18 protein-coding genes are annotated in these 20,258 nt (G+C 36.7%); 3 read left to right on the plus strand and 15 right to left on the minus strand.

The annotated features are described in order from the left end of the window. Window positions 1–64: 64 nt before the first annotated feature. Both aldA and rhaD read right to left on the minus strand, forming a co-directional pair. Window positions 65–1,531 (minus strand): aldehyde dehydrogenase, encoded by a 1,467-nt coding sequence (aldA, locus tag MHH61_RS18125; protein ID WP_125587377.1) that lies wholly within the window; start codon window positions 1,529–1,531, stop codon window positions 65–67. A 42-nt stretch (window positions 1,532–1,573) separates the two neighbouring features. Beyond that, window positions 1,574–2,398, minus strand: a complete 825-nt coding sequence (rhaD, locus tag MHH61_RS18130; RefSeq protein WP_169510853.1) for a rhamnulose-1-phosphate aldolase — start codon at window positions 2,396–2,398, stop codon at window positions 1,574–1,576. 378 nt (window positions 2,399–2,776) lie between these two features. Between rhaD and MHH61_RS18135 the strand changes: the two genes are divergently transcribed. From MHH61_RS18135 to MHH61_RS18145, 3 genes are all read left to right on the plus strand, one after another. Continuing rightward, window positions 2,777–3,559 (plus strand): DeoR/GlpR family DNA-binding transcription regulator, encoded by a 783-nt coding sequence (locus MHH61_RS18135; protein ID WP_125587378.1) that lies wholly within the window; start codon window positions 2,777–2,779, stop codon window positions 3,557–3,559. A gap of 331 nt (window positions 3,560–3,890) precedes the next feature. Then, a complete protein-coding gene (gene rhaM / locus MHH61_RS18140; protein ID WP_056766886.1) occupies window positions 3,891–4,205 on the plus strand; it encodes an L-rhamnose mutarotase in 315 nt (104 codons plus the stop codon). A gap of 82 nt (window positions 4,206–4,287) precedes the next feature. Beyond that, window positions 4,288–5,559, plus strand: coding sequence for an MFS transporter (locus MHH61_RS18145; protein WP_125587379.1), 1,272 nt, complete (start codon window positions 4,288–4,290; stop codon window positions 5,557–5,559). A gap of 118 nt (window positions 5,560–5,677) precedes the next feature. Here MHH61_RS18145 and MHH61_RS18150 read toward each other — a convergent pair whose 3' ends face one another. The 13 genes from MHH61_RS18150 to MHH61_RS18210 form a co-directional block, all read right to left on the minus strand. Further along, a complete protein-coding gene (locus MHH61_RS18150; RefSeq protein WP_044335346.1) occupies window positions 5,678–6,391 on the minus strand; it encodes a lactate utilization protein C in 714 nt (237 codons plus the stop codon). Next, a complete protein-coding gene (locus MHH61_RS18155; RefSeq protein ID WP_125587380.1) occupies window positions 6,391–7,815 on the minus strand; it encodes a LutB/LldF family L-lactate oxidation iron-sulfur protein in 1,425 nt (474 codons plus the stop codon). Before MHH61_RS18155 ends, MHH61_RS18150 begins: the two co-directional genes overlap by 1 nt. 21 nt (window positions 7,816–7,836) lie before the next feature. Continuing rightward, window positions 7,837–8,553 carry a (Fe-S)-binding protein gene (locus MHH61_RS18160; RefSeq protein ID WP_111927442.1) on the minus strand — a complete coding sequence of 239 codons (717 nt, stop codon included), beginning with the start codon at window positions 8,551–8,553 and terminating at the stop codon, window positions 7,837–7,839. A 281-nt stretch (window positions 8,554–8,834) separates the two neighbouring features. Next, window positions 8,835–10,103, minus strand: coding sequence for an L-rhamnose isomerase (gene rhaA, locus MHH61_RS18165; RefSeq protein WP_125587381.1), 1,269 nt, complete (start codon window positions 10,101–10,103; stop codon window positions 8,835–8,837). Window positions 10,104–10,124: 21 nt separating this feature from the next. Further along, the gene (gene rhaB, locus MHH61_RS18170) at window positions 10,125–11,543 is read right to left on the minus strand and encodes a rhamnulokinase (protein ID WP_125587382.1); all 1,419 of its coding nucleotides are present in this window, start codon (window positions 11,541–11,543) and stop codon (window positions 10,125–10,127) included. 139 nt (window positions 11,544–11,682) lie between these two features. After that, window positions 11,683–12,651, minus strand: a complete 969-nt coding sequence (locus MHH61_RS18175) for an AraC family transcriptional regulator (protein WP_125587383.1) — start codon at window positions 12,649–12,651, stop codon at window positions 11,683–11,685. A 208-nt stretch (window positions 12,652–12,859) separates the two neighbouring features. After that, entirely contained in the window at window positions 12,860–13,510 is a 651-nt protein-coding gene (locus tag MHH61_RS18180) for a response regulator transcription factor (RefSeq protein WP_034621996.1), read from the minus strand. Window positions 13,511–13,515: 5 nt separating this feature from the next. Beyond that, window positions 13,516–14,700 (minus strand): sensor histidine kinase, encoded by a 1,185-nt coding sequence (locus MHH61_RS18185; protein ID WP_125587384.1) that lies wholly within the window; start codon window positions 14,698–14,700, stop codon window positions 13,516–13,518. Between the two features lie 101 nt (window positions 14,701–14,801). Beyond that, the gene (locus tag MHH61_RS18190) at window positions 14,802–16,964 is read right to left on the minus strand and encodes an MMPL family transporter (RefSeq protein ID WP_024425160.1); all 2,163 of its coding nucleotides are present in this window, start codon (window positions 16,962–16,964) and stop codon (window positions 14,802–14,804) included. A 215-nt stretch (window positions 16,965–17,179) separates the two neighbouring features. Further along, complete coding sequence (locus tag MHH61_RS18195; protein ID WP_125587385.1) at window positions 17,180–18,283, minus strand: threonine synthase; 1,104 nt, start codon at window positions 18,281–18,283, stop codon at window positions 17,180–17,182. A gap of 72 nt (window positions 18,284–18,355) precedes the next feature. Further along, complete coding sequence (locus tag MHH61_RS18200) at window positions 18,356–18,730, minus strand: RidA family protein (RefSeq protein WP_034622005.1); 375 nt, start codon at window positions 18,728–18,730, stop codon at window positions 18,356–18,358. Beyond that, window positions 18,727–19,392 carry a transcriptional regulator gene (locus tag MHH61_RS18205; RefSeq protein ID WP_034622007.1) on the minus strand — a complete coding sequence of 222 codons (666 nt, stop codon included), beginning with the start codon at window positions 19,390–19,392 and terminating at the stop codon, window positions 18,727–18,729. Before MHH61_RS18205 ends, MHH61_RS18200 begins: the two co-directional genes overlap by 4 nt. Before the next feature lie 145 nt (window positions 19,393–19,537). Then, complete coding sequence (locus MHH61_RS18210; RefSeq protein WP_169510854.1) at window positions 19,538–20,218, minus strand: TetR/AcrR family transcriptional regulator; 681 nt, start codon at window positions 20,216–20,218, stop codon at window positions 19,538–19,540. Window positions 20,219–20,258 lie beyond the last annotated feature (40 nt).

The following is a 20,258-nucleotide window of genomic DNA, read 5'->3' on the forward strand; positions in this document are numbered from 1 at the left end:
GCATCTCTCTTGAGATACTCTTAGAACATTGATACATCTCATGGAATATTAAGTTGTCTTTCTCTTATTTTTTGTTTGAGTTATGCTGCAAATAAACAACATGAGTTTGTAAAAATTCTTCTAAACCATGTTTACCATCTGCTCCGCCAATTCCAGATTTCTTACGACCTGCGTGGAATCCCTGAATGGCTTCAAAGTTTTCACGGTTAATGTACGTTTCTCCAAATAGTAACTCATTTGCAGCACGCATCGCTGTATCTAAATTCTGTGTAAAGATAGATGATGTTAATCCATATTGGCAATCATTCGCAAGCTCAATTGCTTCATCTAAATCTTTAAACGTCATAATCGGGAGAACCGGTCCAAATACTTCTTCCTGTACAATTTCTGAATCTTGTTTTACATTCACGAGGACTGTTGGTTCATAGTAATATCCAGGTGTCACATCTGCACGTTTTCCACCAGTTAACACTTGGGCCCCTTCTTCAACAGCTCGGTTTACCATCGCTTCAATTGATTCTATTGCTTGCTTATTTGTAAGTGGTCCCATATCTAAACCTTCATCTTCGAGAGGATTGCCATATTTCACATTTTTCATTGATGTGACAATTTTTTTGATAAATGGATCGGCGATACTTTCATGAACATACACGCGTTCAGCACAGTTACATACTTGTCCCGTATTAATGATACGTGAGTCGACAATTGCTTTCACGGCTAAATCAATGTCTGCATCTTCAGCTACAATAGCTGGTGCTTTACCGCCAAGCTCTAGACTGACTTTTGTTACATTTTGAGCTGCAGCTTTCATGACACTTACACCTGCATCCACGCTCCCTGTTAAACTGACTAAACCAATCTTTTCATTTGAAGCAAGTTCGTCTCCCACTGTATCTCCGCGCCCTGTTACAAGATTGAATACCCCTTTTGGAATACCCACTTTATCTACTAATTTTGCAAATTCTATTGCATTATTTGGCGTATCACTACTAGGTTTAATGACAATGGTATTCCCTGTTACCAATGCAGGCGCAGCCTTTCTCGCTACAAGGAAGAATGGGAAATTCCATGGTAAAAAGCCAGCTACAACCCCGATTGGCTCTTTAAAGATCATTATATTTTCATTTGGTCTGTCACTTTGAAGAATTTCCCCTTCGTACGTCCTTGCTGAACCTGCCATATAATCAATGTACTCAGCAGTAAAATCAACTTCTGTAGTAGAGAGAGCAAGTACTTTTCCTTGTTCTTCTGAAATGACGCGTGCAAGAAAATCTCTATTTTTTCGAATTTCTTCAGCTAAACGTGTTAAATACTTTGCACGCTCAGCAGCCGGTTTCTTTTTCCATTCTTTTTGTGCAGCTTCTGCAAACTCAATCGCTTCTTGAACCTCTTCTTTAGAACAACTTGGCACTTCTGAAATCACTTTTTCAGTTGCCGGATTTAACACCTGTATCACTTCGCCAGAGCTAGCATTTACAAATTCTCCATTAATGTACATTTGAAATTGTTTAACATTGGTTTGTGAGTTCATTTACTGAAACCTCCTAATATTGGATTGTAGGAAAGACTATTTTTATAGATTTAAAACTCCTTGTCTTGGCACAACACCAAAAGCATCTGCCAAGTCTTGAAGCTGTTGATCTGTAATGGTTTGTTTGACGCTTCCTTGTGCACATACAACTGTGTATACTTCCGCAGCTTTTTCAGCTGTTTCAATTAACCCAAATGTCTCATCCATTGTAGTTCCAGCACCAAAAATTCCGTGGTGTGGCCAAATAACTGAACGAACATCTTTCATTTTTGCAGCTGTAGCTTCTCCAATTGAATCAGTTCCTGGAACCATCCATGGAATAATACCAATTCCTTCTGGGAATACAACAATGCATTCGGTACACATCTGCCATAAAGTTTTTGTAAATGCTACTTCATCCAAGCTGTGTGTGAATGTCATACCAATAAGGTTTGTTGCATGACAGTGCATGATCACACGATGGTTTGGATCTGCTTTTAATCTTTCAATATGGCTCATTAAATGTGATGGAAGCTCACTTGTTGGAACGCCTCCCTCTTCTAACCCCCATAAAATATCAAGCGATTTGCCATCTTCAGTTATACGAATAATACCAAGGTTAGCGGCTGGATCATCTATTACATTTTTAAAATATTTCCCCGAACCCGTCACAATAAAATATTTCCCTGCTAACTCAGCACCATCAAAAATCATCGGCACCGTTCGTTTCACATCATGAACGTCAAGGTACTCTGCTACTTCGTCCTCTTTTAATAAATAACTAATATTCCCGCCATTTCGTTCATCCCAACCTAAGCGATATAGGTTTGCTGTCGTTTTTGTCATTTCTTGAAGGAAAGGTGCTTTTAGTATATCTTTCTTTGTCATAAGGTCTTTCAACTCCATCTTCTCCCTTGTTTTCATTGATATATATCTTTCTAAATAAAAATTATTCTTTTGATAAATTAATACAAAAGCGTTTACATCCTCATATTACTTTGAGAAACACATTAAGTCAACATAAACAAACATTTTATCTTTGTTTATGTTTGTTTTGATTGTGATATAAGTGGTTATTATATGATTGATACAATGCTGTTTCATTCGCGTTAAATACTAAACCTTGCTGCTGTTTAAGATCATTTTTTTGAAGTTATAAGTATGTTATGATGAAAACAAACAAAAATAAAAACAAAACAACAACCTTATAGGCAATTTTATGCTGTTTTTCTTTTATTCATATTTAAAAGCGAAAGGAAGTTACACATGTTATTAGCTGAAAGGCATCAAAAAATAGTAGATTTAGTTAATTTACGATCCAGCATTCGTGTTTCAGAATTAAGCGAAATTTTTTCTGTGACAGATGAAACGATTCGCCGGGATCTTGAAAAATTAGAGAAAGAAAATAAGTTGCGGCGAAGCCACGGCGGAGCAGTTAGTATTGAGGAAAAAGAATCAGAAGTTGATTTTTCAGAGCGGGAAATTACGAATGTATTAGAAAAGAAAGTGATTGCACGTGAAGCTGTGAAGCAAGTTGAAGAAGGTGACCGTATTATCCTTGACGCAAGTACCACTGCATGGTACATGTCAAAAATCCTTCCGAATATTCCTTTGACTGTTATCACCAACTCCATTAAGGTGGCCATAGAATTAAGTAAGAAAGAAAAAATTCAGGTGATCTCAACAGGAGGTCTCCTCCTTCCTAAATCGTTGTCCTACGTAGGACCTCTAGCAGAGCGCTCACTGGAAAATTATCATGTGAATAAAGGGTTCTTATCCTGTAAGGGTATTGACTTAAATAGCGGCTTAAGTGATTCAAATGAGTGGCAGGCTCTCTTAAAAAGAAAAATGATTGAACGGTCACATGAGACCATTTTAATGGTCGACTCTAGTAAGTTTGGATACCGTGAATTTTCTCATATCTCTTCATTAAGTGATATTAGCCGCATTATTGTTGACGATAAACTAAGCAATGATGCACATGCCATTTTACGTGATAAAAATATTAATGTTACTTCTGTAGCCTTGATGAGTGAATCTCCTTCATAGTCAAATCCAAATAGAAGATTAAGGTCTCTCCTTTTCTGTGTATATACGTGTTCAAGACAAACCTATATAGGTTTGTCTTTTTCTATATCCACAATTTTATCTTGCCTTATTTATGATGAACCCCTCTCGTAATCAACATTAACAAAAACCAATAATAAAAAAATGTTGTTTTATTTTTGTTTTTATAATAATATGACCATATAAACAAAGAAAAATAAAGATTTTGCAGAAATCAGGGGAAAAAATCCCTTTATTGTGAAGATTAAATTGCTTTTTTTGCAAACGCTTTCTTTATTTTTTCATTTATTCTACAGTACAAGGAGCGAGAGAGATGATAAGAAAAGCCAGTATTATGTTTGTACACAAGGATCAATTTGATGAATACAAACGTCGACATGATGAAATATGGCCGGAAATGGTTGAGGCATTAAAACAGCATGGAGCTCATAACTATTCTATTTTCTTAGAAAAAGAAAGTGGTCAATTGTTTGCTTATTTGGAAATCGAAAATGAAGATAGATGGAACCAGATGGCTAAAAGTGATATTTGTAAAAAATGGTGGGATTACATGGCACCTATCATGGAGACAAATTCAGATAACAGTCCGCGCTCTGTAGATTTAAATGAATTGTTTTACTTAGCATAATTTTTTAGGAAAACAAAGACAGCAAAAATACAGGCATTCAAACGGATGTATCGTTTGAAGGTACTTGAGAGGGGATTTAAATATGGCTGGTAATGCAAAAGGCGGATTAAAGTCTACTATTACTGTAGCAATGTCAAATTATTTGGAGGCAGCATCCATCGTAGCTGCTGCTGGCGGCCTGACACTCTGGATGGAATATTTAAATTTAAATGATTTTAAACTGGGATTATTAGGAGCGCTGAGTGCTAATGGATTTGCTTCAGCTGCAGGAGCCCTCATAGGAGGCGTTCTGGTTGATAAATATGGGCGAAAGTTAATTTATAAATACGATTTATTGGTCTATATGTTTGGTGTCTTATTAACGATGTTGTCTTTTAACTTCCCCATGTTGTTAGCTGGATACATTATTACTGGAGTAGCCGTAGGAGCTGCCATTCCAGCTGCTTGGACGTATATAGCAGAAGAAGCGCCTGAAAATGAACGTGCATCTCGTGTAGGATGGGGACAGTTAGCGTGGTCGGTTGGTCCAGCTATTTCGTTACTCCTCTCTGTCGCCTTGGCCCCATTAGGTCTTTTAGGAAGCCGAATTATTTTTGGTCAATTATTTGTAATCGCTTTAATTACTTGGATTATGCAACAACAAATTAGTGAATCAAAAATATGGGAAGAAGAAAAACAAAAAGAAGAGAATCAAAAAGCAAATGGTGAAAAATTAAAAAGTCCAGTCAAAGAATTATTCACAATCAAAGCAAACCGTCATGCCATTATTTTATTACTAGGGATCTATTGCTTTTGGAACTTAGTAGCTGGTGTAATGGGATACTTCATGCCGTATATTTATCAGACCGTTGGAGGGCTTTCATCATCACAAGCAAATTTATTACAAGCGTTTTTATGGATTTTGACCGTTTTAGGAACGTACTTTGTCTTTATTAAACTAGGTGATAAAGTGAACAGACGTGTATTGTATGGCATAGGAGCGGCAATGGGGATTGCTGCTTGGGCTACTCTTACGTATGGCGGAATGGGCATGACTGAACTGCTTATATTTGTAATATTATGGGGAATTGCAGCTGGTTTTGGTGCTCAAGCATTTTATGGTCTTTGGTCAAGTGAGTTATTTCATACAAAATACCGTGCAAAGGCACAAGGATTCCTTTTTTGTACAGCGCGTGTAGCCGTTGGCCTTATATCACTTGTGATTCCAACGATGATTTCTACATTAGGATTTAAAATATCAGGTTCTATTATGATTGGGTTTCTTGTAATTGCTGCAATTATTGGATTAGTCATGGCGCCAGAAACAAGAGGAAAATCATTAAAAGAAATTGAAAAAGAACGATACAGCGCTTAAAAAAATAGCCAAGCTTTCTTTGAGAAGCTTGGTTATTTTTCTGCCTCCCCCTGCTCTCCTTACTACAATAAAAAATAGAGATTCCAAATGGAAACTCTATTTTTTATATCAACCAACCTTACACAATGAAATAAAAAGCTTTTAAAGGTCCATGCACACCCACGACCAAATTCATTTCGATATCTGCAGAATTACTTGGTCCCGAAATAAAGTGAATACAAGAAGCAACAGCTTCTCCCTTTTCCACACGTTGGTTTAGGTCAGAAACAGCCTGTGTAATACGTGCCACAATCGTTTCACGCGGGATAATCGTGACATAGACAGTCGGCAAAAAGTGAAGTGCCCGCCCTTGTCCCTCATGAGTTTTTACAACGATTGTTCCTGACTCGGCAAGTGCATAGTCACTGAATGTAATACCAATATTGGCTTTTTCGGCGAGGGAATGATTCGCTTCACGTCCTCTTTTTGAATCCCATACATGTACCTCTATATTTTCTTCCGGCCATTCTTTTTCAAGTAAATCTGTTAAGCCATATTCTTTGAAACGTGAATCTTGGGCTGTCATTACGGGCCCCCCGCCATGTTCAGCAACAATTTTCTTTAAAGCTTCAGCTAAGTGATCTTTTGTTGTTTCAAAAACAGTGGTATGAATTTTGCTGCAGTGCTCTGTGAACGTAGCGATTAACTCCTTTTCTGTATAACCTTTCATTACATCCCAGTTTACGTTATTCTTCCACTCTGGTCGTACAACACCACTTATTCGTCTTTCCCGTCCCAGTTGTTTAGCCACATGATTTAAAAAAACTTCCTGATTTTGAGCTGTTCCTCTCATTATTTTCCACCACCTTTTTTATGATTGTCAAACCAGTCTCGAAAACGTTCTTTACTTGGAGCTGGGAATTCTCGAATTTCAGTCCAATTTTTTAATGGGCCAATTCCTTTGGAGACTCGATCACCTGATACAATGGGCTTCATAGCTGTAGGTGCCATTTTTGTACCTAGTTTGTATAGAGCAGCAGATGATGCTCCCATTCCAAACATTTTCATCGCTAGTTTCTCACCGAGAGGAGCACGTCCTTCTTTTTCAACAATTACTTGACGATGTTTTAAAAGTAGTTCGTGTAGCGGAATTTTAACTGGACAAGCATCAGTACATGCTGCACAAAGAGTTGATGCATATGGCAGTTCTTTATAATCGTCATATCCACCTAAAAGTGGACTTAATACTGCACCAATTGGCCCCGGATAGATAGAGCCATAAGAATGTCCTCCGACATGACGATATACTGGACATACATTAATACATGCTGCACAACGGATGCATTGTAATACTTGTTGGAACTCAGACCCTAAGATTTCAGAACGGCCGTTATCAACGACAACAAGGTGAAATTCTTCTGGACCATCTGCCTCTTCTTCATATTTAGGCCCTACTGTTGTAATGTAACTCGTTAGCTTTTGCCCTACTGCACTTCTGCAAAGCAATCCAACGAGTACATCCAGCTCCTCCATTGTTGGTACAAGACGTTCCATTCCCATTACAGCGATTTGCGTTTTTGGAATAGCAGTTACAAGATCCGCATTTCCTTCATTGGTCACTAAACAGATTGATCCTGTATTTGCAACGGCAAAGTTGCAACCGGTGACACCGATTTCTGCTTCAAGAAATTTTTCGCGCAGGATTTTACGAACAAATTTTGTCATCTCGTAAGGATCTTCCGACTTTCCATAACCTAGTTTTTCTTGAAATACATCACGAATTTGTTCTTTTTTCATATGAAGAGCCGGCGCTACGATGTGGGAAGGTGGTTCATGATCATCAACTTGCAAAATGTATTCGCCAAGGTCACTTTCTACCACTTCACAACCTATGTCTTCTAAAGTTTTATTCATTTCGATTTCTTCGGTTACCATTGATTTGGATTTCACGACTTTCTTGGCTTGTTTTTTTTCTGCAACTTCCTTTATGTATTGAGCGGCGTCTTCTTTTGTTTTCGCAAAAAAGACATGTCCCCCGCGTTTTGTAACATTTTCACTTAATTGCATTAAGTAATAATCTAAATTCTCCAGCGTGTGTTGACGGATTTGCTCCCCTAAATCACGCCATTCTTCCCAGTTCCCAAGCTCTTCACTAGCTGCCAAACGACGTGTATACAGGCGTTCTTGAGCTGTAGACACAGCTTCACGCATCGTAGAATCTTGGATTCCTTTATCAATACGTTCATTAAATTTTTTATCACTAATTTTCATGCTCATGTCGTGTTCCCCCCCCTTGAATTAACGGCTATTTAATACCTCTGCAATATGCAGTACCCGCGCAGATTTTCCTAAACGTTCTATTCGTCCTCCAATATTCATTAAACATCCACAATCTGCACTAATTAAATAGTCCGCACCTGTCTGTTCAACACTTTCCACTTTTTCGTCTACCATTTGTTCAGATATTGGCATCATTTTCACAGAAAAAGTTCCACCAAATCCACAGCAATTTTGGGCGTTGGGAAGGTGCTCAACCTCTAATTCTTTTACATTAGAAAGCAGCGTAAAAGGTGCTTCCTTCACACCTAGCAAACGTGTCATATGACAAGATGTATGATAGGTCGCTTTCCCTTTTAAACGTGCCCCTACATCTGTAACCTTTAACACCTCTACGATAAATTGAGTTAGTTCATACGTTTTCTCAGCAAGACGCCTTGCTCGCTCCTCCCATTGAAAATCTCCTTTGAATATATGTGGATATTCGTGGAACATTGCTGCACAAGAACCAGAGGGAGTTACTATATACTCTGCATCTTCAAAGGTTTGGATCATATTTTTCGCTGCTTGCTTGGCTTCGGCAACATAGCCACTATTATAGGCGGGCTGGCCACAACATACTTGTGATGTAGGAAATGATACTTCACAACCAAGGTGTTCAAGTATCTCAACTGTTGCCTTACCGACATTCGGCTGGAAAGTATCAATTAAACATGTAATAAATAAGCTCACTTTCAATTTTAAAACCTCCTCTTAACGAATATTTAGATTTACCTGGTCGGCTGATGACTGAAAAGTAAAAGCAGGCCCCTTCTCTCATAAGTATTTTTATTGTGTATTCTCCATGTGAGATGAATATGATTCCCTTCAATTAGCACGCGTAGAGTGGAAAAAACATTGAGTTGTAACCTATTCATCTAAAAAGGAATCCTTGTAATATAAACAAGGGAATTGATCTATTAGACCCTTCCCCTGACTGTATCTCTTTGTAAATTTACTAGTTAGCCTTTCATGATTTTTTAGGCTAAAACAGAGTTTCTTTTTGTTAATACATCTTGCTCATATTGTTTCACTTCTTCCAGCCATGTTTCTTTTACAGGCACGCCCATTTTTTCACAATAGTAATCCCAGATTGCACCGAAAGGATACGTTTTGAATTCCTCTATTAATGCTAATCTTTCTGTAAAGTTTCCATCTTCCTGTAACTCTTTTAAATGTTCATTTGGTACTAACATTGCATATAGTAACGATTTAATCATGTTTCTTGTTCCAATTGTCCATGCTGCAACTCGGTTAATACTTGCATCAAAGAAATCAAGGCCAATCATCACTTTATCCAATGCTTGATTTCGAACAATTTCGAGACCAATTTCACGTAACTCATCATCCAGCGTCACAACATGATCACTGTCCCAGCGAACAGGACGAGAAACATGAAGGGCAAGCTTGTCACTGTAAAGCAGCATAGATGAAATTTTGTTTGATACCATTTCAGTCGGATGGAAATGTCCTGTATCTAATAAACATAGTTTATTATTCTTTAATGCGTATCCAAGATAAAATTCATGCGATCCAACCACATAAGATTCAGAACCAATACCGAATAACTTACTTTCAACGGCATCAAGATTATAGTTTTCATTGATCTCCTCTTCAAAAATCTTATCTAACGAATCTTTTAACCGTTGACGAGGCGTTAGTCGATCACTTGGAATATCTTTATAACCATCTGGAATCCAAATATTTGTTAAGGATGCTGTTCCTAATTCTTTACCAAAATACTCACCAATTTTGCGGCTGGCGATACAATGATTGATCCAAAAATTTCTGATATGTTCATCAGGATGAGACAACGTTAGCCCATCTGCTGCTTTTTCATGTGAGAATAATGTTGGATTGAAATCTAAGCCTACACCTTGATCTTTAGCCCATTTCACCCAGTTTTCAAAGTGTCTTGGCTCTAATTGATCCCTTTCAACGACTTCTCTATTTGTTTCCGCATAAATGGCATGTAAGTTCACACGATGTTTTCCAGGAATTAAAGACAACGCTTTCTCTAAATCTGCTCTTAGTTGTTGAGGTGTGGTTGCTTTACCAGGATAATTTCCCGTTACATCAATTCCACCTGACAATTCTCCTTTATTTACTTCAAATCCAGCAATGTCATCTCCCTGCCAGCAATGAATGGAAATCGGTACATGTTTTAATTGTTCCAATACTTCATCAACATTGATTCCCCATTTTTCATATTCTTTTTTCGCAATCTCATAATTTTCTCTTATTGTCATGTGATATTCTTCCTTTCTTTTTTACGGTGTCGTTACTGTTAAAGGTGTGTATTTTTTAACCTTAAAAGAGTTCTTAATGATTGTTCTTGCTTCTTTTATATCTTCAATTTCGCCAACTGCCATTAACTGCGCTACAATATTTCCAATGGCGGTTGCTTCAACTGGACCAGCGTATACTTCTTTTTTTGTTGCGTCAGCAATTAGTTGATTTAACAGTTCATTTTGGCAACCCCCTCCGATCACATTAATTTGATTGAATGTTCTTTCAAAAATTTCTTCAATTTGATTAATGGCTTGCTGGTAGCTGCATACTAAACTGTCAAACACACATTTTGCTACTTCTCCAGGTCTAGATGGAATTGGCTGGTTTGTTTCTTGACAATAACTTTGAATCTCTTGAATCATATTTTCTGGCTTTAAAAACCGTGGATCATCTACATTAACGATGGATTTAAATGTTTGAGCCTGATTAGCTAAGACGACCAACTCTGCAAAAGAAAATTGATTTTTATAATTTCTTTTCACTTCTTGTATCATCCAAAGCCCCATAATATTCTTTAAAAATCTATAGCGATAATCAATGCCGCCCTCATTGGTGAAATTGTAATCTAAAGCTTTTGTAATACATATTGGAAAATGATTTTCTACACCAACTAAAGACCACGTTCCTGAACTAATATAGATTGTTTCTTCCTGCTCAGGAACCGAAATGACAGCTGAACCAGTATCGTGAGTGGCTGGGAGAATAACCTTCATATTAAAGCCGAATTCCTCTATTAAATCTTCAGTCAATGTACCCAACACTGTTTTTGGGGGATGAATATCTTTGAACATTTCTTTGTTCATGCCTAGTTGATCTAATATCTCATGATCCCATTTCTTTGTGAAAGCATTAACCAGCTGAGTTGAAGTGGCATTTGTGTATTCGTTTGCCTTTTTTCCTGTTAATAAATAATGAAAATAGTCAGGAACCATTAGAAAAGATTTTGCATTTTCTAAAATCTCCGGATGATTTTGTTTGATTGAATAAAGTTGATAAATCGTATTAAATTTTTGAAATTGAATTCCTGTCTCTAGATACAGACGTTCCTTCATGAATGTTTTAAAAACCTCATCCATCATCCCGTCTGTTCTCGAATCGCGATAGGCAACAAAATCTGTTAAAGGTTTGTTCCATTCATCTAGTAAAACAAAGTCTACTGCCCATGTATCAATACCGATACTTTCTGGAGATAATCCCATTTCACTACATTGATGGATTCCCTTTTTTATTTCTTCAAATAATCGATCAAGCTCCCAGCAAAACTGGCCATTTTTTTGGACCATTTTATTCTCGAAACGGTGGATTTCTTTTAGATTTAAAAGTCCATCTTCAAGATGACCCGCTATTAATCTTCCACTAGAAGCACCAATATCAACTGCTAAACAACATTTCTTCATTTTAATCACCCTTTGCATGAAAGCGTTTGCTTATGTCTTTATATTAAGCCAGCTAAAAGGAGAAAATAATGTCTAAAATGATTTATTTATTGTCCTTATTTGCAATTGTTTAAAATAAAAAAGAACATTTAGCAGCATCTTATCTTTTTGCTAAGTGTTCTCTGAATTGCTTTGGGGTCTGATGATATTTGTTTTTAAAAATCCGATAGAAATAACTTACATTATCATATCCAACTTGATCTATAACAGAGGCAATTGGCATATCTGTACTTTCCAGTAACTCTTTCGCTTTATTTAAACGTTTTTCTTGAAGTAATTCTTTAAATGTATAGTTGGTAGCCTTTTTAATCTCTTTACTTAAAGCATAAGCGGGCTGGCTTAATTTTGTGGCTAATTCATTCAGTGATGCACTCTGGAAATGTTCATCAATATACTTTAATGATTCAACAATTAAATAATGTTGTACAGGATTGTCTTCTGTATGTTCGGCCTTATCAGCGTGTTTAATTAACTCCACCATTAAAAGCCCCATATACAATTTAATGGTGGATTCAGACATAAAAGCAGGAGACATAATTTCAATAATAATTTTTTTTATTAATTCTTGAATGCTTTCTACATCTGAAACTTTAAAGTAAAGGAATTGTCCATTTTGAGTACTGTTATATAAACTGTTAATTAAGAAATTACTAATTCTGTTTTCAGTCGTTAAAAACGAAAAGATAAAATCAAAAAAATGAGGTAAAATGATAAAATTAATAATAATGTCTTCTTCTGCACAAGCTTGAGTTTCATGCTCAATATGCTGGTTTAAAAATAACAGCTCCCCTTGTTGCAATTTTATTCTTTGATTCCCTACTTTTTGGTTATACTCTCCATTGTAAACATAATTAATCTCAATGTAGTCGTGTTTATGTTTAGGAAAATCCACAAAGCGTGTATGTTTTCGAACCGTAATCATACTCTCTTGATTGAGAAATTTTTGACTTTCTATAATAAAATTAGACTGATTGGTATAAATGTCTTTATTTATCTCTTTTCTGTTTTGTAGAATCAGTTCCTCTTCATCTGTTATCTTTAATAATTGATTGAGAAGATCATGTTGCATAGGTTTCTCCTTTGTTTATAATCTTACTTCATTGTTTATTAGACTTCTTCAACCAAAGCCCACATACCTTCTTTCTTTTATAGAGTCTAACTCCATGCTTTTTAAAAAGAGACTACCTGAAGTAGTCTCTTTATTATTTCCCAAGCTCATAGGTTTGTACAAAAGTGCTTTCTGTAAGAATGGCTTTGACTCCTGTTTGTTCAATTATCTAAAAATGAATGATCCCTAATTCTATTGATGTTTTAATGGCTTCAGCTCTTGATGTCACATTTAGTTTTTGATAAATGTTTGTTAAATGTGCTTTTACAGTTCTCTCGGAAATTCCCATATCAAATGCAATTTCCTTACTCCGAAACCCTCTAGCTACTGCTTGCAAAACGAGCATTTCTTTTTCGGTAAGCAAGTGGTTGTCTGTTTTCAATTTTTCTTGAGGTTCTTTGTGTACGGTTGATTCAAATACCTTTGAGGCCACATTTGATTGAAGTAAAATGTCTCCTCTGATGGCCGCTTCAATTGTATTAAATAAGTTTTCTCTGCTGGCATCCTTTAAGAGGTAGCCTTTTGCACCAAGCTGTAACCCTTGGATCATTAATTTTTCTTCATTATAAGTAGTCAAAATGAGTACGGGAACTTTTATTTGAAGAGTCTGCATTTCTTTAAGCATATCAAGCCCGCTCATCATAGGCATGTTGAGGTCAAGTAATACAAGGTCTGGGGATTTTTCTTTTATGACATCTATCCCCTTTCCTCCATCTTCTGCTTCTCCAACTACTTCAAATCTTTCGTCTGTTTCAAGAATTAATTTTAATCCTTCTCTCACAACATAATGATCATCAACAATCACAATTCGATAAGACACTGTATTTACTCCTTTTTCAAAGGTATGTTCACTATTACTTGTGTACCTTCATTTTTTTTACTTTTCAAATGGATCTCTCCACCAAGCAGCCGAACACGTTCTGACATACCAATGATGCCGTAATGTCCAAAAGTGGATTCTCGTTTTTTCTCATCAAATCCCACTCCATTGTCTGCTATTTTCAAATGGATGTGATCACCTTGTTGTACCATCACTAACTCGACATGGCTTGCTTTGGCATGTTTTGAAACATTCGTTAAGCATTCTTTTATCATGTAAACAGTATGTTCAATAAAAAAAGGTGACATATTCTGAGGTACAGATATCTTTGTACGAATTGGAATATTCGTTGCTGTCGTAAATCGATTTACTTCATTTTTCACTGTTTCAGTTAAATCGTATTGATCATGACGATCCTTCCGAAGATCATCAATCACCATTCGTGCCTCACCTAATGTTTTTCGCGCTTGGCTCATTGAGCCCTTGATAATGCTTTGAGCACGCTGGGTATTTTGATTCTCTAAATGTGCTTGAACAGCTTCCAATTGCATAATAATGCCTGCAAGCCCTTGTGCAAGGGTATCATGTAAATCTCTCGCCATTCTTTGACGCTCATTAGCAAGGGTTAACTCCTCCACCTGCTGATGTGCGAGTTCGAGTTCCTTTAGAAACGTTTGAGTTCGTATTCTAGCCTTTACTTGTCTAAAAAATAAGATAGAGTATGCAACGACCACAATAAGGATAAGAAATAAAATCGGAATGTAGACAGTCAGATCATCTGTATCATTAACCAAAATAAGAGCTAGAAAAAAAAGCACATAAAAACAAAGTCCTGTCAAAATAATCTTTAATGTATGATAGTATACACCGATGCTTTGAGCAATTAATAACGGTAAAAGACCAATTAAAATAACAGGAGAGGCAGCTTGCATAGCTAAAACACAAAGTAGAATAACGATTCCTTGTATGAAGAAATAAATCCAAGGCTTCTTCTTGAACCAATAAAATGACCACCAGTGCAAAATGAGATGGATCGCGATAAGGCCAGAAAAAAACAAACTTGAAAGCGATAAAGATGCTGTTAAAAACTGAAAAATCATCGCTGCAGCATACACAAGAACGCCCCATAATAACGTGGGAATTCGGGAATAGATCATTTCATTAAATGGGTCTATCCGTTTCTTAACCATAAACTCTCACCTTCCAAACCCCATCATAACACGAAAAATACCGCCCGCCTTTTAAAGAGGCAATGGCGGTATTAGGATTTTAACATTTTAAAAAGAATACATTATATAATCTTCTTTTCTTTTTGGGCAATTGACTCTCCTTCAATATCAATATGCGGAAGCAATCGTGCGAGCCATTTTGGTAAATACCAATTTGCCCGCCCTAATAGCATCATACAAGCAGGGATAAAGGTCATTCTAATGACAAATGCATCGAATAAAACCCCAAATGCCAATGTTAATCCCATTGTTTTAATAATCAAGTCTTGAGCAAAAATAAAGCTTGCGAAAACGAAAATCATAATTAAGCCTGCTGCAGTTACAACCCTGCCACTATGCTGTAATCCAGAAATAACAGATTTCTTTGCATCATGAGATAGAAGGAATTCTTCCCTCATTCTACTAACTAAAAATACTTCATAATCCATTGCAAGACCAAATAATATTCCTGTCACTAGTACAGGCATAAAGTTTAACAACGGTCCTGCTGCAGGTATTCCAAACAATGGGGCAAGGTGTCCATCCTGTAAAACAAAGACAGCAAAACCTAATGTAGCAGTTAATGTCATTAAAAACCCTAGTACAGCCTTTAATGGAACAAGGAATGATCTAAATACAAGAATCATTAACACAAAAGCAAATCCAATAATGACTCCTGCAAATTTTGGCAATGCTTCACTGAGTCTATCTGAAATATCTATATTCACGGCAGTAGAACCAGTCACAAGAAACTTTGTGTCAGTCACACTCGATACATTTCGAATGTCTTTCACTAATTGCTTCGTTTCTTTATCCTCCGGACCACTTCTAGGTAAGATTGTTAACATTGCGTACTCACCCGATGGATCAGGGATCGCCGGCGTGATTTGTTTGATACCATCCATTTTTTCTAACAATTTTGATGATTTCTCGATGGACTTGGACTTCATCGTTTTATCTGCTTGAGAGGCATCTATGATGACAACAAGTGGTCCATTAAACCCCTTGCCAAAACCTTCTGCTAAAAGATCGTATCCTTTACGTTCAGTTGTTTCTTTGCCTTTCATACCGTTATCCGGAAGACCAAGCTCCATATGAAGTGCTGGCCAGCTTATCAATCCTGTCAATAAAATGACACCTAGCATTATTTTACCCGGATGCTTTTGAATAAATCTTCCCCAGCCCATTGTTTTTTTCTCTTTTTTTGGCTGTAATTTAGAAAATAACTTATTTTTCCTAGAAGGACTCACCTTATCTCCAAGAAGCCCTAGTATAGCTGGAACAATCGTGAGGGAAACAAGCATAACAGATAGTACCATAAAGGCTCCCACAAGGCCCATGATACCTAGAAACGGTATGTCAACTAATACAAGTCCACATAATGCAACAATGACAGTGACGCCCGCAAATAATACAGCACTTCCTGCGGTACCCACAGCTCTAGCAGCAGCCTCATTCAAATTGTAGCCTTCTGCTAACAGCTGTCGATATCTTGAAATGATAAACAGCGCATAATCAATTCCTACTGCAAGACCAATCATCACCGCTAATGTGAGACTAAATGCAGACATGTCTACAAAGTTTGAGGTGATTAAAATGACCATCACACCTATTACTAACCCAATCACAGCCGTCAATATTGGTAATCCTGCGACCAAAAGTGAAGCAAATGTAAAGGCTAAAATCAAGAAGGCGAAGATAATCCCTATGATTTCAGAAATGCCACCTACTTCAATTTCAGAGAATGTCACGGAGCCGCCTAATTCCGTTTGGATGCCCGCATCTTTTGAAATCTTTATGCTATTTAATACTTTCTCTTTTGAGGATTCCTTTACCTTGTCCGCTTTCACTCGATACGTAATATCCGCATATCCTATTTTCTTATCTTTACTTATCGTAAAGGTCTCATATAAATCGGTCACCTGCTTAACTGCTTTATCCTTTTTAATTTCTTTTATCGTCTCATTAATTTTATGTTTCACTTTCTTTGCTTCCAAAGTTTCATCTTTAGGTGCTTTAAATATTAGACGAATCGTTCCCTCATCATCACCTGCTGGGAACTTCTTTTCCAAGAGATCCATCGCTTTTTCAGATTTTGTTCCTGGAATCGACATATCTCCATTAAATGAAACGCCTGTCCCTATTGTTGCTGCAACTACAGCTACTAAAATAAGTAACCAACCGATTAACATTCGTTTAGGCTTAGTAAAAGCAAAGTTTCCTAAGTTATATAAAAATTTAGCCATTCACTTACTCCTTTTTCATCGAATTCATGATATTCACCTCTTTATTCTACGTAATGAAATAGTTGATTGAAATTGTACTTTTGGGCAAAAGGGATTGTACATTTAGGCAAGAAAAAGAGCATCTCTTTTGAGATACCCTTCTATTTATAGAGAGCGTTCATTTTATCTATATCATCATTTGGCCAATTCCGGATCAGTTTATTAGTCATATCTGGTTATTTTGATTTAATTCCTGCACCACAAAGAGGTATGACGATTGTTTCTTTTGCTTCCTTTTTATATTTCATGTAGCCAGCAAAATTGACTGCAGATGTCACTTCCACATAAAATCCTTTCTCACTTAGTTTAGAGCGTGCATTCAATATCTCATCCTCTTCAATATCTATAAATGTACCATTGGTATCTTGTACAGCTTCTAGAATTTGTTTGGAGCGCGCCGGGGCAGCAATGGCTATACCTTCTGCCAAAGTTCCTGTATTCGTAACAGGCGATGCTGAATCTTTCGCATTTTGATAAGCTTTCACGAGAGGAGCACAGTTTTTCGCTTGTATGGCAATGATTTTCGGTATTTTATGAATTAAACCATTTTCAAATAACTCTTTAAAACCGTAATATGCACCTAGGAGGAGAGTACCATTTCCAACCGGAATGATTAATGCATCAGGTGCTCCTTTTATTTGTTCATAAATTTCATAGGCGTATGTTTTTGTTCCTTCAAAAAAATAAGGATTATACACATGGCTTGCATAAAAAACGTTTTCGGCGTCTACTGCTTTTTGCGCCGCGGCTGCAATATCCTCTCGTGTACCGCGAATTTCTTTAACCGTTGCTCCATGGGCTTTTATTTGAGCGATCTTTTTAGGTGAAGTTTCATCGCTTAGATAGATGTCACATGCAATCTCGCAACGAGCTGCATAAGCGGCAATCGCCGTTCCTGCATTCCCGCTGCTATCCGCAATGACTTTTGCTACCCCTAATTCCTTTGCCTTTGTCATTAAAACAGCAGCTCCTCGATCTTTAAAGGATAGCGTAGGCATCATATAATCAACTTTTACATAAGTGTTTGGCTCATGAGGATCTAAAACGATTAACGGAGTTTGACCTTCACCCATTGTCACAGATTCCCAAGTCTTTGACCCTTTTGAAAATGGCATGGTTTCAACATAACGCCATAATGAGTTTGGGTAGTGATTCCAAGCAGCAATATCTATTTGAGGGGTATCTTTCACCAGGTTTAATACGCCGTTACAATCACATTTCCATAAAGTTGGTGTCATCTCATACTTTTTACCGCAATGGTTACAAATCAATTGATTCATCAATCATCAACCCCTTCAGATAATTTTTTATATAAAATATACTTTTTTATATATCATGGGCAAAAAAATATTCTAAATATAAGAAATAGCATCAATTTCAATTTTGAAACCAAAATGTAATTCATTCGTTGGTACAACAGTACGTGCTGGTTGATGTTCACCGAAAAATTCAGTGTAAACCGCATCTACTTTATCCCATAGTTCAATATCAGAAATGTATAATGTCATACGCAAAATCTTTTCTTTTTTACTTCCGGCTGCTTCTACAATCATCTCCACATTCTTAAGCGCTTGTAATGTCTCTTCTTCAATGGGGCCGAATTCTTTTTCTCTCGTTTCGGGATTGATGGCAAATTGTCCTGAAACATAGACCGTGTTTTGATGAATGGTTGCGAATGCATAGTGTCCGTTGGATTTTAGATTTCCTACCTCAAGGATGTTTTTCATTTCGTTTCCCCTTCATTCGATTTATGTTTGATTTCATCCAAATAGCTATAGACGGTGACTTTAGAAATTCCTAACATAGATGCGACTTTCTCAACTGAACCTTTCATTAAAAAGATTCCCTTTTCATCCATGAACCTTATTAATTCAATTTTTTCATGACGTTTCATAACTGGGTGAACACTGTTTTGAATGATCTGTTGAATCAATTGATCTACGATTCCTTCCACATTTTCAAGATCATCATTTGATGTTGTTTCATTCTCTTGAACTTCAACTTTTGTAGAAAGAAAAGTATCCATAAATTGCTGCATTTGATTCAATGCTTCAACATCAAAATTGATACAGAATGCCCCGATCACCTTTTTCTTCGAATCACGAATTAATGAAGTCGAAGAACGAATGGTACGGTTGTCTTCTGTTTTAAATGTATACCCAGCAAGATAATCTTCTTTAAAATTTTCTGATTGTAAAACAGTCTTTACCAAATGATCAAATGATTGACCGATTTTTCTTCCCGTCACATGATGATTGACTGTAAACATGACAGATGCTTGAGGGTTCGTTAAATCATGAATAACGACTTCACAATTTGGTCCAAACATTTTTGCCGTAGATTTTGCTAAAGGAATATAGCTCTCTAATAAATTCTTTATATTTTCCATGCCTAAGCACCTCATTTGTTTATTCCACTAGATTATATAATTTTTTATATATAAAAACAATATATAGATTTTTTTATATATGTTGAAAAAGTTAAGAAAATATAAAAAAAAGCAGCCATTGACTGCTTTTTGCTTGTGCTCCTTTCTAATTGATTTCTTGCTGGATTCCATACAAAATGACTTCAATTCCCCACCTGAACCGTTCCATTGATACGGTATCACCTGCAAACATTTCTTCTTTTAGGCTATGGATGAAAGGAAACCGCGTTTTGTCTGCATCATGAAATGCTTTTTTTGTATCTGAAATCTGCGAAGAGCCATGTTTCTTCCAAGAGACCTTTTCGTATGCTACGGAAGATACGTATAACAGTAACAGGTCTACTCCCCATGCAGCAGATGTAGATTTAATCCCGCCTTCATGCAATGCAGCGAGAATATGTTCGGTCAACTGTAAAAAGTTCGTTCCTTGTGGGATGGTGGAAAGAGAAATTTCAGCAAGACCAGGTTTTTCGAATAACAGTAGGAAATAAGTATGCAATATGTCAAATAACTGTTCTTTCCATGTGCCATTCACTGAATCTGGATAAACCATTTGGCCGAGACCATAATCCAATACGTAAGCACTTAGTTCTTGAAAATTGTTCACGTAGACATACAAGGATGCAGGTCCCGTATCGAGTGCTTTAGCCACCTTACGCATACTCATGCCCTCTAACCCTTGTTCCTTTAGAAGCTCATAGGCAGTTTTCACAATGAGTTCACGGCTTAAGGGCTCTTTAGCCGGCCGAGACCGACGACTTATAATACGACGATTTGAATTGTTCATAATCTCTTTATAACATGTCAAAGTCAAATAGTAAATTGAG

This window comes from Bacillus sp. FSL K6-3154 (genome assembly GCF_040869395.1).
In the GTDB taxonomy this organism is placed as follows: Bacteria; Bacillota; Bacilli; order Bacillales; family Bacillaceae; genus Bacillus; species Bacillus safensis.

What these genes read in the sequence shown, in the direction of transcription:
- MHH61_RS18205 (WP_034622007.1), bottom strand. Translation starts at nt 19,392, where the DNA reads ATGGAAAATATAAAGAATTTATTAGAGAGCTATATTCCTTTAGCAAAA.
- rhaA (WP_125587381.1), bottom strand. Translation starts at nt 10,103, where the DNA reads ATGACAATAAGAGAAAATTATGAGATTGCGAAAAAAGAATATGAAAAA.
- MHH61_RS18150 (WP_044335346.1), bottom strand. Translation starts at nt 6,391, where the DNA reads ATGAGAGGAACAGCTCAAAATCAGGAAGTTTTTTTAAATCATGTGGCT.
- MHH61_RS18175 (WP_125587383.1), bottom strand. Translation starts at nt 12,651, where the DNA reads ATGCAACATGATCTTCTCAATCAATTATTAAAGATAACAGATGAAGAG.
- MHH61_RS18145 (WP_125587379.1), top strand. Translation starts at nt 4,288, where the DNA reads ATGGCTGGTAATGCAAAAGGCGGATTAAAGTCTACTATTACTGTAGCA.
- MHH61_RS18200 (WP_034622005.1), bottom strand. Translation starts at nt 18,730, where the DNA reads ATGAAAAACATCCTTGAGGTAGGAAATCTAAAATCCAACGGACACTAT.
- aldA (WP_125587377.1), bottom strand. Translation starts at nt 1,531, where the DNA reads ATGAACTCACAAACCAATGTTAAACAATTTCAAATGTACATTAATGGA.
- MHH61_RS18195 (WP_125587385.1), bottom strand. Translation starts at nt 18,283, where the DNA reads ATGAATCAATTGATTTGTAACCATTGCGGTAAAAAGTATGAGATGACA.
- MHH61_RS18210 (WP_169510854.1), bottom strand. Translation starts at nt 20,218, where the DNA reads ATGAACAATTCAAATCGTCGTATTATAAGTCGTCGGTCTCGGCCGGCT.
- MHH61_RS18185 (WP_125587384.1), bottom strand. Translation starts at nt 14,700, where the DNA reads ATGGTTAAGAAACGGATAGACCCATTTAATGAAATGATCTATTCCCGA.
- rhaB (WP_125587382.1), bottom strand. Translation starts at nt 11,543, where the DNA reads ATGAAGAAATGTTGTTTAGCAGTTGATATTGGTGCTTCTAGTGGAAGA.
- rhaM (WP_056766886.1), top strand. Translation starts at nt 3,891, where the DNA reads ATGATAAGAAAAGCCAGTATTATGTTTGTACACAAGGATCAATTTGAT.
- MHH61_RS18190 (WP_024425160.1), bottom strand. Translation starts at nt 16,964, where the DNA reads ATGGCTAAATTTTTATATAACTTAGGAAACTTTGCTTTTACTAAGCCT.
- MHH61_RS18155 (WP_125587380.1), bottom strand. Translation starts at nt 7,815, where the DNA reads ATGAGCATGAAAATTAGTGATAAAAAATTTAATGAACGTATTGATAAA.
- MHH61_RS18135 (WP_125587378.1), top strand. Translation starts at nt 2,777, where the DNA reads ATGTTATTAGCTGAAAGGCATCAAAAAATAGTAGATTTAGTTAATTTA.
- rhaD (WP_169510853.1), bottom strand. Translation starts at nt 2,398, where the DNA reads ATGACAAAGAAAGATATACTAAAAGCACCTTTCCTTCAAGAAATGACA.